At 63.6% G+C, this 14,439-nt stretch carries 13 protein-coding genes, 1 tRNA gene and 2 pseudogenes; 14 read left to right on the forward strand and 2 right to left on the reverse strand.

From position 1 onward, the window contains the following. Positions 1-20 precede the first annotated feature (20 nt). Positions 21-722: a creatininase family protein gene (locus tag PVE73_RS25335; RefSeq protein WP_277364881.1), complete on the reverse strand. Its 702-nt coding sequence runs from the start codon at positions 720-722 to the stop codon at positions 21-23. A gap of 145 nt (positions 723-867) precedes the next feature. On the opposite strand from PVE73_RS25335, the gene PVE73_RS25340 reads away from it, so the two are divergent. From PVE73_RS25340 to PVE73_RS25400, 13 genes and pseudogenes are all read left to right on the forward strand, one after another. Next, complete coding sequence (locus tag PVE73_RS25340; protein WP_277364882.1) at positions 868-1,437, forward strand: MarR family transcriptional regulator; 570 nt, start codon at positions 868-870, stop codon at positions 1,435-1,437. Between the two features lie 4 nt (positions 1,438-1,441). Further along, positions 1,442-3,031: an ABC transporter substrate-binding protein gene (locus tag PVE73_RS25345; protein WP_277364883.1), complete on the forward strand. Its 1,590-nt coding sequence runs from the start codon at positions 1,442-1,444 to the stop codon at positions 3,029-3,031. 69 nt (positions 3,032-3,100) lie between these two features. Next, the gene (locus tag PVE73_RS25350) at positions 3,101-4,069 is read left to right on the forward strand and encodes an isoaspartyl peptidase/L-asparaginase (RefSeq protein ID WP_277364884.1); all 969 of its coding nucleotides are present in this window, start codon (positions 3,101-3,103) and stop codon (positions 4,067-4,069) included. Then, positions 4,066-5,094: a 2-dehydropantoate 2-reductase gene (locus PVE73_RS25355; protein ID WP_277364885.1), complete on the forward strand. Its 1,029-nt coding sequence runs from the start codon at positions 4,066-4,068 to the stop codon at positions 5,092-5,094. The genes PVE73_RS25350 and PVE73_RS25355 overlap by 4 nt, the downstream gene beginning before the upstream one ends. A gap of 368 nt (positions 5,095-5,462) precedes the next feature. Next, on the forward strand, positions 5,463-6,110 hold the full coding sequence (locus PVE73_RS25360; RefSeq protein ID WP_277364886.1) for a TetR/AcrR family transcriptional regulator: 648 nt from the start codon (positions 5,463-5,465) through the stop codon (positions 6,108-6,110). Between the two features lie 69 nt (positions 6,111-6,179). After that, positions 6,180-7,244 (forward strand): C4-dicarboxylate TRAP transporter substrate-binding protein, encoded by a 1,065-nt coding sequence (locus tag PVE73_RS25365; RefSeq protein ID WP_277364887.1) that lies wholly within the window; start codon positions 6,180-6,182, stop codon positions 7,242-7,244. 62 nt (positions 7,245-7,306) lie between these two features. Continuing rightward, a complete protein-coding gene (locus PVE73_RS25370; RefSeq protein ID WP_277364888.1) occupies positions 7,307-7,876 on the forward strand; it encodes a TRAP transporter small permease subunit in 570 nt (189 codons plus the stop codon). Then, positions 7,873-9,189 (forward strand): TRAP transporter large permease, encoded by a 1,317-nt coding sequence (locus PVE73_RS25375; protein ID WP_277364889.1) that lies wholly within the window; start codon positions 7,873-7,875, stop codon positions 9,187-9,189. The genes PVE73_RS25370 and PVE73_RS25375 overlap by 4 nt, the downstream gene beginning before the upstream one ends. A 13-nt stretch (positions 9,190-9,202) precedes the next feature. Further along, positions 9,203-9,979, forward strand: a complete 777-nt coding sequence (locus PVE73_RS25380) for a cyclase family protein (protein ID WP_277364890.1) — start codon at positions 9,203-9,205, stop codon at positions 9,977-9,979. A gap of 21 nt (positions 9,980-10,000) precedes the next feature. Then, positions 10,001-11,032, forward strand: coding sequence for an SMP-30/gluconolactonase/LRE family protein (locus PVE73_RS25385; RefSeq protein WP_277364891.1), 1,032 nt, complete (start codon positions 10,001-10,003; stop codon positions 11,030-11,032). A gap of 41 nt (positions 11,033-11,073) precedes the next feature. Beyond that, a complete protein-coding gene (locus PVE73_RS25390) occupies positions 11,074-12,006 on the forward strand; it encodes a 3-keto-5-aminohexanoate cleavage protein (RefSeq protein ID WP_277364892.1) in 933 nt (310 codons plus the stop codon). 74 nt (positions 12,007-12,080) lie between these two features. Beyond that, a pseudogene (locus PVE73_RS25395) lies at positions 12,081-12,200 on the forward strand (integrase); the annotation flags it as partial. A 13-nt stretch (positions 12,201-12,213) separates the two neighbouring features. Next, a pseudogene (locus PVE73_RS25400) lies at positions 12,214-13,283 on the forward strand (IS91 family transposase); the annotation flags it as partial. 523 nt (positions 13,284-13,806) lie between these two features. Here PVE73_RS25400 and PVE73_RS25405 read toward each other — a convergent pair. Next, positions 13,807-13,896, reverse strand: a tRNA-Ser gene (locus PVE73_RS25405). A gap of 199 nt (positions 13,897-14,095) precedes the next feature. On the opposite strand from PVE73_RS25405, the gene PVE73_RS25410 reads away from it, so the two are divergent. Further along, positions 14,096-14,419, forward strand: coding sequence for a hypothetical protein (locus PVE73_RS25410; RefSeq protein WP_277364893.1), 324 nt, complete (start codon positions 14,096-14,098; stop codon positions 14,417-14,419). The last annotated feature ends 20 nt before the right edge of the window (positions 14,420-14,439 follow it).

Consider the following 14,439-nt stretch of genomic DNA (forward strand, 5'->3'; position numbering starts at 1 on the left):
TGTTCTTTTTGCCGCACGGGTCAGTCCCATCCGGTTTCGATGAGCGCCCTGGTCTCGGCGACGGCGACCTCCCAGATGGCCGTCATGTCCTCGTCCGGACGCTGGTAGAGCCCGTGATAGTTGCCGTCGCCGAGCAGTTCCCGCTTGCGGCCGGCATCGACACGGGCGAGCCGCGCATAGTCGGCCTGCGGCTTTTTCTCCTCCGGCATCGCAATCCCGGCGAGCCTTGTCCACGGAAAATTCTCCATCCAGGAAGCGTGCGAGGCTGCCGGGTCGATCTCCTGCACCTTGGCCCAGACCTTGGGCGCGCGCCACCAGTCGTGGAACTTCACCACTGTATCTCGCTTGCCGTTCAGCCATTCCGACACGAGCGCAGTCACCGGCGTGTTGCCGCCATGGCCGTTGACGACGAGAATGCGGCGGAAGCCGGAGCGGTGCAGGCTGTCCAGCACGTCGCCGACGAGTGCTGCATAGGTGGAAAGCCTGAGCGAGACCGTTCCGGGAAAATCGGCGAAGCTGGATGCCATCCCGTAGGGGATGACGGGGAACACCGGCACGCCGGAGGGTTCGGCCGCCTGGATGGACAAGCGCTCGGCCAGGATCATGTCGACGGCAAGGCTCAGATAGGCGTGCTGCTCGACACTGCCGAGCGGCAGAATGCAGCGGTCATCCGAGGCAGTCCGTTCCTCGACCTGCATCCAGTTCATGTCGGCAATGCGCATCCTGCACCTTTTTTCTTTTCGTTCGCGGCGCCACACGGCCCGACGCGATGGCAAGTAGTCCCATATAAGACAGTAAAAAAGACATTGACGGCGGCAAATCGTTACGTCAAGTTCCATATGGAACAAAATTGCGAAAGGAAATTTCGTGAACGAACGAGAGGAGTGGGGTTCCGCCGCGCACGGGTTTCAGGATCCGGCCATGGGGGGCGGGCTGACGGAGGATGCCGCCAGGGCGGTGGACGATCTCGTCGGCGTCAAGCTGTGGAAGAACCCGTGCTGGTTCTCCTTCCGGCTGAACTACCTGGCTCTCGGCTTCAATATCCCCGTCTATAGCTGGATCGAGAAGCGCTACGGCCTGCCGCGGCCGGAATTCGTGGTGCTTTATTCCATCGGTCTCAAGGACGGCATCGCCGCGCGGGACATCTGCTCGTCCTCGGGCTTCCCCCGCAACACGATCAGCCGCGCCGTGCAAAAGCTCCTGGACAAGGGGATCATCTTGCGTGAGGTCGCGCCAGACGACCAGCGCAGCTTCGTCCTTCGCCTGACGGAGAAGGGGAAGGAAATCTTCGACGAAACGCTTCGGCCGATGGTCGAGCGGGAGCATGTGCTTCTCGCCCGGCTGACCCAGGCCGAGCGCCTGATGCTGTCCGAGCTTCTGGCGAAGATGGTCGTCGATTCGAAGAACTGGCCAACCAAAATCCATCCAGAGGAGTAAAGCGATGAATTTCAAGACGCACTTACGCGCGGCGATACTTGCCGCAGCCCTGATGGCCGGCACATCGGGCTATGCGCTGGCGGAGGACCTGACCATCGGCGTGCGCGCCGGACCGCTGTCCATAGATCCGCATTTCACCGCCGCCGGCACCCACGCCGAGGCGATGAAGCACATCTACGACACGCTTGTGAAATCCGGCAACAATCTGGAGCTGGAGCCGGGGCTCGCCGAGAGCTGGACGGCCATCGACGATACCACCTGGGAGTTCAAGCTGCGCAAGGGCGTGAAGTTTCACGACGGCTCGGACTTCACGGCTGAAGACGTGAAGTTCTCCATCGAGCGCATCCCGAACGTGGCCGGCCCGAACCCGACGACGATCTATGTGCGCCGCGTCCAGTCGGTCGAGATCGTCGACCCGTACACGATCCGCGTGAAGACGGACGGTCCAGCGCCCACGCTGCCCAACGACTTTATCCGCCTGTTCGTCGTCTCGCACACCGCCGCCAAGGATTATTCCACGCAGGAAACGGCGAACGAGGGCTTCAATTCCGGCAAAGCCGCCATCGGCACCGGACCCTACAAATTCGTCTCCTGGACTCCGAAGGAAGAGCTGGTTCTGGAGAAATTCGACGGCTACTGGGGCGGCGAAGAGCCTTGGGACAAGGTGGTCCGCAAGGAGATTCCGAACGATGCCGCGCGCGTGGCGCAGCTGAAGGCGGGGCAGGTCGATCTGATCGCCCGTGTGCCGTCCGCCGACGTGCCGGTGCTGGAGCGCGATTCCTCGTTGACCGTCATCAAGGAGAACAGCGTCTATCTGTTCAATGTCGAGTTCGATTTCCGCGAAGACAGCCCGCAGATCACGGCCAAGGATGGATCCAAGCTCGATAAGAACCCGTTCCTGGATCCGCGGGTGCGGGAGGCAATCGATCTTGCCATCGACCGGGATACGATCACCGAGATCGCCATGGAGGGCATGGGCACGGCGCAGAGCCAACTCGTGACGCCGAACATTTTCGGCTACAATCCCGACATTGAGGTTCCCGAATACGACGTCGCGCGGGCCAAGGGGTTGATGGCGGAGGCTGGCTATCCGGACGGATTCACCGTCACCTTCTCCTTCACTAACGATCGCTTGCCGGGCGACAAGGACGTCGGTACGACCATCGCCCAAATGCTCGCCAGTATCAACGTCAAGGCGGAAGCCAACGCGGCGCCGGGCGCGGTGTACTTCCCGGCCAAGACGCGCGGCGAATATTCGCTCACCATGTCCGGCTGGGGCACCCTCACCGGCGAAGCGAACTACACGCTGTCCTCGCTCGCTCACACCAACGACCCCGAGACCAAGCTCGGCGCCTTCAACGTGCGCGGCTATTCCAATCCGGAGATGGATAAGCTGATCGAGGACGCGGCGGTGGAGATGGACGAGGAGAAGCGGCGCGAGCTGCTCGAGGAGGCCAACGCGCTCGTCGCGACCGACCGGCCGAACCTCCCCATCGCTTCCATCGTTACGGCTTGGGCGATGAAGAAGAACCTCACCATCGTGCCCCGTTCCGACGAGGACACGCTGGCCATGAACATCCGTCCGGCGAAATAACAAGCCGCGAAGCCTTCCGCCCGCAGGTCTTCCGGCGGGCGGACCTGTGAAGCCAGGGAAGGAGCGACGATGACACCCATTGCACTGGCGATCCATGGCGGCTGCGGCGTGATGGCCAAGCTCGGTCTCAGCGAGGAGGAATGGCAAGCCGCCCGCGCCGATCTGGCAGCTTCACTCCGGGCGGGATGGGCCGTGCTGGTGAAGGGCGGCTCCGCGCTCGACGCTGTTGAGGCGGCCGTCGTTGTCATGGAGGATTCTCCGCATTTCAATGCCGGCTACGGCGCCGCGCTTAACGAGAATGCCGAGCACGAACTCGACGCCTCGATGATGGACGGCTCGAACCTCGATGCTGGCGGGGTCTGTGCGGCAACGCGGATCAGGAACCCTGTGAAGGCGGCACGCGCGGTCATGGAAAAAAGCAGCGCGGTGCTTTTGACCGGCGCCGCCGCTGACTGTTTTGCCGAGCGCAACGGTCTCGACATCGTTGCTCCCGACTATTTCACTACGGAGCGTCGGCAGAAGGCACTCGCAGCCATGAAGGCGCACGCCAAGGCCGGCACTTTTGCGGCCGCTTCCGAATCGGAGAAGCACGGGACAGTGGGCGCGGTGGCGCTCGACGGCAGCGGTCATCTTGCCGCGGCCACCTCGACCGGCGGCTACAACAACAAGCCCGTAGGCCGGGTGGGGGATTCGCCGATCGTCGGCGCCGGGACCTACGCGCGCGATGGCGTCTGCGCCGTGTCCGGCACGGGGCAGGGCGAATACTTCATTCGTCTCGTGGTGGGGCACGAGATCGCCAGCCGCGTCGCGTATCTGGGCGAGACGCTGGAGGCAGCGGCGAACAGGGTCATCCGCGAGGACCTGAAATCTTACGGCATCGGCGCCGGCGCGGTGGCGGTGGATGCTAAGGGCAATGTCACCGCGCCCTATAATACCGACGGCATGTTCCGCGGCTGGGTGACGAGCGACGGCAGGCTGCATGTGGCAAGCCACGGTGAGGTGTTCTTCGTCGAAACGCTGGAAGATGGGGCGCAATGAGCGAGCCGACTCTCATCTGGGGTGCCGGGGCGGTTGGAGGTGCTCTGGGTGCCCACTGGGGGCGCGCAGGCCATCTGATTCTGATGGTCGATGTGGTTGCCGACCATGTGAATACGATTTCGTCCGAGGGGCTGACCATCGAAGGTCCTGTGGCGCAGTTTCGTCAGCGGGTTGATGCGGTGACACCGGACGCGCTCACGGGTGAGTACAAACGCATTGTGCTGGCCGTGAAGGCGCAGCACACCGGCGAAGCCTGCCGCATGCTCCTGCCGCATCTGGCCGAGGGTGGGTTTGTCCTTTCAGCCCAGAACGGGCTGAACGAGCTGGCGATCGCGTCGATCGTCGGCCAGGAACGGACCATGGGAGCGTTCGTCAATTTCGGTGCCGATTGGCTCGGCCCGGGACGTGTGCTCTATGGCAATCGTGGTGCGGTGGTGGTCGGCGAAATCGATGGACAGATCCGGGAGCGTACGCGCGCCATGCACGCGTTGTTGTACGACTTCGAACCTGAGGCGACCCTTACAGAGGATATCTGGGCTTATCTCTGGGGCAAGCTCGCCTATGGCGCGATGCTGTATGCAACGGCGCTCACTCATGACAGCATGTCGGAGAATTTCGCCGATCCGGCTCGCTTTGCGGTGTTTGACTGTCTTGGACGCGAAGTCTGCGCCGTGGCAAGGGCGCGCAATGTTGCCCCTAAGGGCTTCAACGGCTTCGACCCGGCCGCATTCGTGGCGAATGCGGGAGAAGTGGAAGCACGCCGGTCGATTGCGAATCTGGCGGAATTCAACCGGCATACGGCCAAAACTCATTCCGGCGTCTGGCGCGATCTTGCCGTACGCAAGCGCCGCACCGAAGTCGATGCTCAGCTTGGAGTCATTTGCGATCTTGGCCGCGCTGCCGGCGTCGCTACACCGGTCCTGTGCGAGATGATTGCGCTCATTCACCGCATCGAAGACGGTGCGCTCAAGCAAGGGACCGAAGCTTTCGACCTGCTTCTGCGGGCAGCGAGAACGCAAAGTTAACGCTTGGTTTATATCTGCTTCTGCCGGCCAAAGCTCGTATCGGCGAACAGCGCCTCAAGCTCCTCGCGCATCGCATCTTCCAACGTGTCCCAGTCGATGTTGGAGCACGCCGTGAGGCGGCAATCATAGCACGAACGACAGCTCCGCGCGCGTTCTTCCCGAAACCGGACCGGCAGAAGACGGCCAAGGGTGCCGGTCAGCGGCCGCAGCGAAGTCCCCTAACCCGACCGATCAGACCGGGGACGGCATCGTCGATGGAAAGGTCAGGCCCGGCCAAATTGACAGGAGATCCCTTTGGTCATATGACTTGGTCAGTTGACCTATTCGTCACGAGGAGACCGGTTGGCGATTGAGGGCGGAGGGACGTGGTGACCACGGCGGCTGAGAGTAAGGCAGTGCGGCGAGATGTGCGCGGGGACATCATGGATGCCGCCGAGCGTGTATTTGCCGATCTCGGCTTCGACGGCGCGACGACGCGGGCTATCGCGGATGAAGCGCGCGTCAATCTCGGGCTCATCCACTATCATTTCCAATCGAAGGAAGCGCTGTTCGAACAGGTCGTCGCGCGCCATGCGAGCAAGGTGAACGACCGTCGGCGCCGCCTGCTGCATGCGGTTCTCGGTAGCGGGACGGTGACGCTCGAAGCGATCCTCGACGCGCTGATGCGTCCGACCATCGAACTCAGCGCCGGCGATGGCCAACATTATTCGCGCATCATTGTCCAGATCGCGTCTGGCACCGACGAACGCTCGGTAGAACTGACCTCGCGAAATTTCGACGCCATCGCTCAGGAGTTCATCGCGGCACTTCAGGAGCATGTCGAGGGCCTGGATCGCGAGAACGCTGTCTGGGCCTACATGAACGCGATCTCCGTCGGCATGCTGATGATCGCCCGCACCGGACGCGTCGGCGCGCTGTCGGACGGGCTGTGTGACGAGGAGAGCACGGAAGCCTCGATCCAAAGGGTCGTGCGCTACCTGGCCGCGGGCACGCGCGCGCTGGCGGGAGCCGACTAGGAATATCCGGTCAGCTCGACGTGGAGGTCGGGATGCCGGCAGGGTGGAAGATCATTCAGGGAGGTTAAAATGGGGAATTCGATCCGTCTGGCCGCAATGGCCGCAATGCTGGCAGGTTCGGCGGTGATGCCAGCCGAGGCCGGCGATATTCCTGTCACCGTCGTCAACGGGCACCCGCCGGTGTTCCTGTGGGTCAAGCACATCACCGAGACGTTCATTCCGACCGTCAACAAGGCGCTGGAAGGCACCGACTACACCATTCGGTGGAGCGAGGCCTACGGCGGCACGCTTGCTGCAGTGGGCGGCGAACTCGAAGCCATCGAGGACGGCCTTGCCGAAGTCGGCGTCGTGCCGACGGTGTTCGAGCCAACGGCGCTGCCGCTGCAGAACGTGACCTATTACACGCCGTTCGGTTCGTCCGACCCGCAGATCGTCATTAATGCCGTCGACAAGCTGCATCGGGACATCCCGGGCATGATCGAGTCCTGGGAGAACTACAATGCCGAATATCTCGGCGGCGGCTTCGCGCTCGACAACTATCTCCTGATGACCAACTTCCCGGTCGATTCCATGGATGATCTGAAAGGTCATAAGATCGGCGCGCCGGGACCGGCCGTGAACTGGCTGGAGGGAACCGGCGCCGTCGGCGTGGCGGGCAACCTGACCACCTACTACAACGATATCCAGACCGGCGTCTTCGACGGCACCATCGTCTTCCCGACGGCAGCGGCCCCGGCCAAGCTGCAGGAGGTGGCGCCGCATGTGCTTATCACCAATTTCGGTGCGCAGTATGCCGGCTCGCTCGTTGCAAACAAGGACTGGTACGACAGCCAGCCGGCCGAGGTGCAGGAGGCGCTGCGCGCAGGCGCTATCGCCTACACCGAAGCCTACATCGCCGAGCAGAACACGCGTGTCGAGGCGGCGCTGAAGCAGCTCGAGGACGGCGGCGCCACGATCACCGAACTCAGCGACGAGGAGCGGGCCAGGTGGGCGGCTGCCCTGCCGCAGATCGCCGACACCTGGGCGATGAATGCCGACGGTCAGGGACTTGCCGGCTCCGAGGTGCTGGACGCTTACGTTTCGCAGCTCAAGGATGCCGGCGTGAACCTGGCACGCGACTGGTCGCAGCGCTGATCGCGCCGGGGTTGCGGGGCGCGTGCTCCGCAGCCTCCCACACGAGCCCCGGAAAGAAACCCGTGTCCCAAACACCGGAAGATCAAGCCACCGGTCTGCGGAGCTTCGACACCCTGTCCCGCTCCTTCGATCGCGTCACCGCGGCGATGAGCGTGATCGGGACGGCCGCAATCCTGTTCATCATGGTCCTTATCACGACGGACGTGGTCGGCCGGTTCTTCTTCGGGCGGCCGATCGCCGGCGTACCGGAGATCGTGTCGATGCTGATCCTCAGCATCGTGTTCCTGCAGATCGCCAACACGCTTCTGCGCGGCAAGCTGACGCGCGCAGACGGCCTCCTGACGCTGCTGCGTTCAAGGGCGCCGAAAGTCGGAGGCGTGCTGGACGCGACGATGCACTTCATCGGTGCCGGCCTCGTCGGTGTGCTCGTCTACGCCTTCTATCCGCTGTTTGTGCGCAGCTACGGGCGCAACGAGATGATCGGCACGGTCGGCCAGTTTCTGGCGCCGATCTGGCCGACCTATCTCATCGTCCTCATCGGGGCGAGCGCGCTCCTGATCGCCTTCGCGCTGCGCGGGCTGGCCATCCTGCTTGCCACCTTCCGCAGCGTGTCGAGGGAGGCGGCACGATGAGCGGCATCGAGATCGGCCTGTGGTCGCTCGGCGCGATCCTCGTCCTCATCTATACCGGCATGCATGTAGCGATCGCGCTGGCGCTCGTCTCTTTCTTCGGCATCTGGATTCTGCGCGACAATGCCGACCAGGCTGCGCGCATCCTGTCGCTGGCTACGCGCGAGAGTATCTCCAGCTACCTCTTCGGCGTGGTACCCTTATTCGTGTTGATGGGCCTTGTGGTGAGCCGCGCCAATATCGGCCGCGACACCTTCGATGTCGCGACGCGCTTTCTCGGGGGCCTGCGCGGCGGGCTCGGCATGTCGACGGTAGGCGCCAACGCCATCTTCGCCTCGATCACCGGCATCTCGATCGCATCAGCGGCGGTCTTCACCAAGATCGCCGTGCCGGAGATGATACGCGCCGGCCATAGTGGCCGCTTTGCGACCGGAGTCGTCGTCGGCTCGTCCATCCTCGGCATGCTCATCCCGCCGAGCCTGTTGATGATCCTCTACGGGATTTTGGCGGAACAGTCGGTCGGCGCGCTTTTTATCGCAGGCATCGGCCCGGGTGTCCTCGTTACGGTCATCTTCTGCGTCGGCATCTGGCTGATGGTGCGCTTCTGGAGCGGCTTTACAGGCAAGGCGGTGGCACCGTCCAGCTATGACACCTCCGGCTGGACCGCAGTGCAGGAAATCGCCAGTAAGCTGCTGCCGATCGTCCTGCTCGTGGGGCTGGTGCTCGGCGGGCTCTATGGCGGCATCTTTACGCCAACTGAAGCGGGCGCGATCGGGGCGCTCGGCGCCATCCTCATCGCGTTTGCCAAGCGGCGCCTGTCGCCAAAGATGTTGTGGCAGGTGACGCTGGAGACCGGCCACATCACGGCTGCCATCTGCTTCCTGATCATCGCGGCGACGATGTACAGCCGCATGCTGGCGCTCACCGGCCTGCCGGTGTTCCTGACCGAATGGATCGTGGCGCTCGATGTCGGGACCTACGGCTTCCTGTTCTTCTACATCGCCGTTCTGGTGCTGCTCGGCACGCTTCTCGATTCCTCCTCGATCATGCTGATCACCGTGCCGCTGGCGCTGCCCGTGGCCCAATCGCTCGGCATCGACCTTATCTGGCTCGGCATTATCACGGTGCTGGCTGTGGAGATCGGCCTTCTGACGCCGCCGATGGGTTTGTCGGTCTTCGTGGTGAAGGGCGCGCTGGACGACCCCGCCATCTCGCTCAAAGACGTCTTCATGGGCGCCGCGCCGTTCGCCCTCATGATGCTCTTCGGCCTCATCCTGATCGTGCTCTTCCCGAGCATCTCCCTCGGCCTGTTATAGGAAAGTTCAAGCCATGGCACGTCGCATCGTCGATATCTCCACCGCGCTCAAGGCAGGCATCGCCTCCGATCCCAGGGGCACCGAACCGCAGATCACGTATATCGACCACCAGCAATCGATCGGCCAGCTTATCGGTTTCTTTCCCGGCCTGACCAAGGACCAGCTTCCGGCGGGCGAGGGGTGGGCGGTCGAGCAACTGGTCGTGTCGACGCACAACGGCACGCATCTCGACGCGCCCTATCACTTCCATTCGACCATGGATGGCGGCAAGCGCGCGCTCACCATCGACGAGGTTCCGCTCGAATGGTGCTTCGGCCCCGGCGTGAAGCTCGATTTCCGTCATCTGCCGGACGGGCATGTCGTCACGGCCGGCGAGGTCGAAGCAGAGCTGGAGCGTGTCGGCCACGAGATCCAGCCGGGCGACATCGTTGTGGTCAACACCTCGGCTGCCGTCAAATACGGGCAGGACGATTACCTCGCCTCCGGCTGCGGCATGGGCAGGGACGCGACGCTATACCTCACGAGCCGCGGCGTGCGCGTCACTGGCACCGACGCCTGGAGCTGGGACGCGCCCTTCATACATACCGCCCGGCGCTACGCCGAGACCGGCGACGCCTCGTTGATTTGGGAGGGCCACCGGGCCGGCATGGAAATCGGCTACTGCCATATCGAGAAGCTCGCGAACCTCGATCAGCTACCGCCGACCGGCTACGTGATCGCCTGCTTCCCCTTCAAGATCGAAAAGGCTTCGGCCGGCTTTACTCGCGCGGTCGCGATTTTCGAAGACTAGGTGCCACGGAGGGAGGAGACGATGAGCGCATCGCCAAAAGGACCGAACCCGCTGAAGGGCTGGCAGGTCGACCGGTCGCAGATCCGCACCATCGGCACGAATCTGCAACGGCCCGAATGCATCCTCGCCGAGCGCGATGGAACGCTCTGGGCTGCCGACGCGCGCGGTGGCGTAATGCGGATTGCCCCCGATGGCGGGCAGGATCTCGTCACCCAGTCGCAAAGCCAGCATTTCGACCTTGCCGGCGACCAGGCCAAGAGCCTCCTTACCGGCACCTTGCCAAACGGTCTTGCATTTGCGCGCAACAGCGACATTCTGATCTCGAACTTCGGCACCGATCGGCTTGAGATCATGACCCGTAAGGGCGAGACGCGCGTTCTCCACGACACGATCGACGGCAAGCCGATGGGCAAGGTCAATTTCGTCCTTCGCGACTCCAAGGATCGCATCTGGATCACGGTTTCGACCATGGTGAACCCCTGGAGCGATGCGATCCGCAGCGATCTGGCCGACGGTTACATCGCTCTCGTCGACGAGAAGGGCATCCGCGTCGTCGCCGACGGCTTCGCCTTCACCAACGAAATCCGGCTCGATGCGGAAGAAGAGTGGCTCTACGTCGCGGAGACCTGCGGCAAGCGCGTTGTCCGTCTCAAGGTCCAACCGGACGGTTCGCTGACGGACCGCGAGGTGTACGGTCCGTCCAACCTCGGCGACGGGCTAATCGACGGCTTTGCCTTCGACGCCTATGGCAATCTGTGGTGCACCATGATCTTCGCCGACCGGCTCGTCGCGATCACGCCCGATGGTGAGGCGCTGACGTTGCTCGAGGATGGCGATCCGCAGCAGACGGCCGCCTTCGAGGCCGAGTTCGCCTCTGGCAAGCCGATGCGGTTCGACACGCTCGCCGCATCCGGTGGCACGATCGCGCCGTGGCTTGCCAGCGTCACCTTCGGCGGTCTTGACCTTCGCACGGTCTATCTCGGTAGCCTCAAGGGCAACACCATTCCATATTTCCGCGCGCCGGTGGCGGGCCTTCCCCTGGTCCACTGGTAGGCGCGGCGATCCGCACCACGATTTCAAAGGGAGAGACTTTCATGGCCGCCAAACGCAAGGTCATCATCACCTGCGCCATCACCGGCTCGATTCATACGCCGACCATGTCGCCGCATCTGCCGATCACGCCCGAAGAGATCGCCGACAGCGCAATCGCCGCCTCCGAGGCGGGCGCGGCCGTCGTCCACCTGCACGCCCGCGACCCCAAGGACGGAAGGCCGGTGCAGACGCCGGAAGCCTACGAGCCGTTCCTGAAAGTGATCAAGCAGCGCTCGGCAGCAGTCGTAAACATCACCACCGGCGGCGCGCCGACCATGCCTATCGAGGAGCGCGTCGGGCCCGCTGCCCACTTCAAGCCGGAAATCGCCTCGCTCAACATGGGCACGATGAACTTCGGCCTCTACCCGATGCTCGATCGCTACAAGGAATTCAAGTACGAGTGGGAAAAGCCTTATCTTGAGGCCTCCCGCGCAGGCATGTTCAAGAACACGTTCTCTGATATCGAGTACATCCTGACCAAGTGCGCTGAGAACGGCACGCGCTTCGAGATCGAGTGCTACGATATCGGCCATCTTTACACGCTTGCTCATTTCGCCGATCGCGGCATCGTCAAGCCGCCCTTCTTCGTGCAGTCTGTGTTCGGCCTCCTCGGCGGTATCGGCGCGCATCCCGAAGATGTCGCGCATATGCGCCGCACGGCCGACCGGCTGTTTGGCGATCAGTATCGCTGGTCGGTGCTGGGGGCGGGGCGCAACCAGATGCCGGTTGCGGCGATCGCGGCCGCCATGGGCGGCAACGTGCGCGTCGGCATGGAGGATTCGCTGTGGCTTGCTCCGGGTCAACTTGCCAAGTCAAATGCTGAGCAGGTGGCCAAGGTGCGCCAGATCATCGAGGGCCTCGGCCTCGAGATCGCCACGCCGGACGACGCCCGCGAGATCCTTGAGCTCAAGGGCGGCGACCGCGTCAACTTCTGACTAGAACAGCCGCGATGCGTCCTGTCCGGGTTGCCTTGTCACCGAAGGTGCGCGCGCGGCAGATCCCGACGCCCGGTACCAACATCCGGATCATCCAGGTCCTGCTCGGGCACGCCAAGCTGAACAGCACCGCCTTCTACGCCAAGGTCGCGACCCGGACGGTGCGCACGGTAACGAGCCCGCTCGACAAGGTCATGACGGCGATCGAGAACAGCCGCTCTCGGCGGTCACATCGAAGCCGCGAGAACTGCAGCCACTGGCGGGTCGCCTACAACAGCTGCCGCAACGGCATTGTCCCAAGTGCCAGGGCGCGGCAGCGCGGACATGGCTTGCCGAGCGTGAGGCCGACCTCTTGCCGGTCGGCTACTTCCATGTCGCGTTCACGTTGCCCACCGAGGTCGCCGGGATCGTTCCAGAACAAGGCGCTCGTCTACGACCTGCTGTTCAAGGCGGCATCGGAGACGATGCTGACGATCGCCGCCGATCCCAGGCACCTCGGCGCGTGCATCGGCATCACGGCCGTGCTCCACACCTGAGGGTTCGGCGATGACGCGCCATCCGCATGTTCACATGATCGCGGCGGGCGGCGGCATCGCGCCGGACGAGAAGCGCTGGGTCTCGTCGCGCCCAGCCTTCCTTCTTCCGGTGCGCGTGCTCGGCAAGCTGTTCCGCCGCTTGTTCCTGACCCGGCTTGTCGTGCTGCACGACGCCGGCCGTCTCGTCTTCTTCGGATCGGCGGCGAAGCTGGCAGACCGACGCGCCTTCCTGCGGTACCTGTCTCCCGTCAGGAAGAAGCGCTGGGTGGTCTACGCGAAGGCGCCGTTCGCGAGATCGGAGGCCATGCTCGCCTACCTGTCGCGCTACACGCACCGGGTCGCGATCTCGAACCGTCGCCTGATCGCCTTCGACGAGAGCGGCGTCACCTTCCGCTATAAGGACTATCGCCGCGACGGAGCGGATCGGCGGCAGGTCATGACGCTCGCGACCGACGAGTTCATCCGCCGCTTCCTACTCCACGTCTTGCCGCGCGGCTTCCACCGCATTCGGCACTACGGCCTGCTCGCCAGCTCCGCACGCAAGGCGGCCTTGCGCTCGCCCGCGAACTGCTCGTGGTCGCCACTCCCGTCAGGGATGATCAACCGCCGGAGCCGGAAGACTTCCGCCCGGCATGCCCCTGCTGCGGCAGACGCATGATCGTCATCGAGGTGTTTGAACGGTGGAGGCAGCCTTCGTGGACCGTCGGACACTTCGACGGCGAACCGGGAGACGTTCCATGACCCGGCATGACATGCTTCAGCTCCGAGCCGCAGGCGCTCAATCTCCGGCAACGGATCCACGCGTGCCCGTGGTAATCAGCGAGGCCGACAGGGCCACAACCAGCCGCGTGCCGGGCCGGCAACACCGCGCGGAGACGCAACGAAGCGGCCCGTCCGCGTCCATACCGATGCTTGCCGCTGGCGGCTACGCCATCGCCGACATCAGCCGCAGATCGAAATCTCCATAGCCGTCGACTGTGGCCCGCGGGTTCCTTCCTCGGGGACGTTCGTCACGCCTGCCGGCACCCGAAACTCTTCACGCTTGCTGAAGAGCAGCTATCCGCTGGGTGCGACCTGAAAACGGACGGTCGGCTGTCGGCCCCAAGCCGGTCATGCCCGAGCAAAAGCAAAGCAGACTATGGCGTATATCTTACATGGTAGAACGTGCGAGATCCTCTATCCATAGGGCAATCGCCTCGCAAGACGCTATCTGTTTGGATAGTTAAAGAGATAACTGGCTAACTTGTGCGGCAATCGGCGGCAATGGCGGAGAGAGAGGGATTCGAACCCTCGATACGGTTTCCCGTATACACGCGTTCCAGGCGTGCGCCTTCAACCACTCGGCCACCTCTCCGCGGGCAGCAAGGCGCCGGAGCGACCTGCTGCACGGGGCATCCGGCGATGCCCGGGGCTCATCTAGTCGAATTGCCGGCGAATGCCAAGATGCCGGGACGGCTTTTCTCCCGCTTCGGCGGCATATGGACCCGGAATGAGATTGCCAAACGTCGCTTGCCTGCCTATTTCCTGTTATCAATCGGTATCGGGTTGTAACGATGCGTTTCATCTTCCGGCTCCTCGCGCTCTTCGCCCTTGCCGTCGCGGTCGTGATGGCGGTGGTCGACGCAACGCGCACCATTGCCGCCGGCGCGTGGATCTTCACGCCGCTCGGCGAGAGCTGGCGGGAGAACTTTCCCGAGACACTCGTGGCGATTCAGCACTTCCTCAAGGCACACCACGTCCCCTTCCTTTGGGACCCGGCGATAACCTCGATCCTTTTGCTGCCGGGCTGGCTCGTCTTTGCCCTCATCGCATTCCTGTTTCATGCCGCCGGCCGCCGGCGGCACCGGCCAGGTGATCTCCTCGCCGCGGCTCGGTAGGCCCCATTAAGGAGGACCAC

The organism is Chelativorans sp. AA-79, assembly GCF_029457495.1.
Taxonomy (GTDB): Bacteria; Pseudomonadota; Alphaproteobacteria; order Rhizobiales; family Rhizobiaceae; genus Chelativorans.

What these genes read in the sequence shown, in the direction of transcription:
- PVE73_RS25375 (WP_277364889.1), top strand. Translation starts at nt 7,873, where the DNA reads ATGAGCGGCATCGAGATCGGCCTGTGGTCGCTCGGCGCGATCCTCGTC.
- PVE73_RS25410 (WP_277364893.1), top strand. Translation starts at nt 14,096, where the DNA reads ATGCGTTTCATCTTCCGGCTCCTCGCGCTCTTCGCCCTTGCCGTCGCG.
- PVE73_RS25365 (WP_277364887.1), top strand. Translation starts at nt 6,180, where the DNA reads ATGGGGAATTCGATCCGTCTGGCCGCAATGGCCGCAATGCTGGCAGGT.
- PVE73_RS25390 (WP_277364892.1), top strand. Translation starts at nt 11,074, where the DNA reads ATGGCCGCCAAACGCAAGGTCATCATCACCTGCGCCATCACCGGCTCG.
- PVE73_RS25335 (WP_277364881.1), bottom strand. Translation starts at nt 722, where the DNA reads ATGCGCATTGCCGACATGAACTGGATGCAGGTCGAGGAACGGACTGCC.
- PVE73_RS25355 (WP_277364885.1), top strand. Translation starts at nt 4,066, where the DNA reads ATGAGCGAGCCGACTCTCATCTGGGGTGCCGGGGCGGTTGGAGGTGCT.
- PVE73_RS25350 (WP_277364884.1), top strand. Translation starts at nt 3,101, where the DNA reads ATGACACCCATTGCACTGGCGATCCATGGCGGCTGCGGCGTGATGGCC.
- PVE73_RS25385 (WP_277364891.1), top strand. Translation starts at nt 10,001, where the DNA reads ATGAGCGCATCGCCAAAAGGACCGAACCCGCTGAAGGGCTGGCAGGTC.
- PVE73_RS25380 (WP_277364890.1), top strand. Translation starts at nt 9,203, where the DNA reads ATGGCACGTCGCATCGTCGATATCTCCACCGCGCTCAAGGCAGGCATC.
- PVE73_RS25345 (WP_277364883.1), top strand. Translation starts at nt 1,442, where the DNA reads ATGAATTTCAAGACGCACTTACGCGCGGCGATACTTGCCGCAGCCCTG.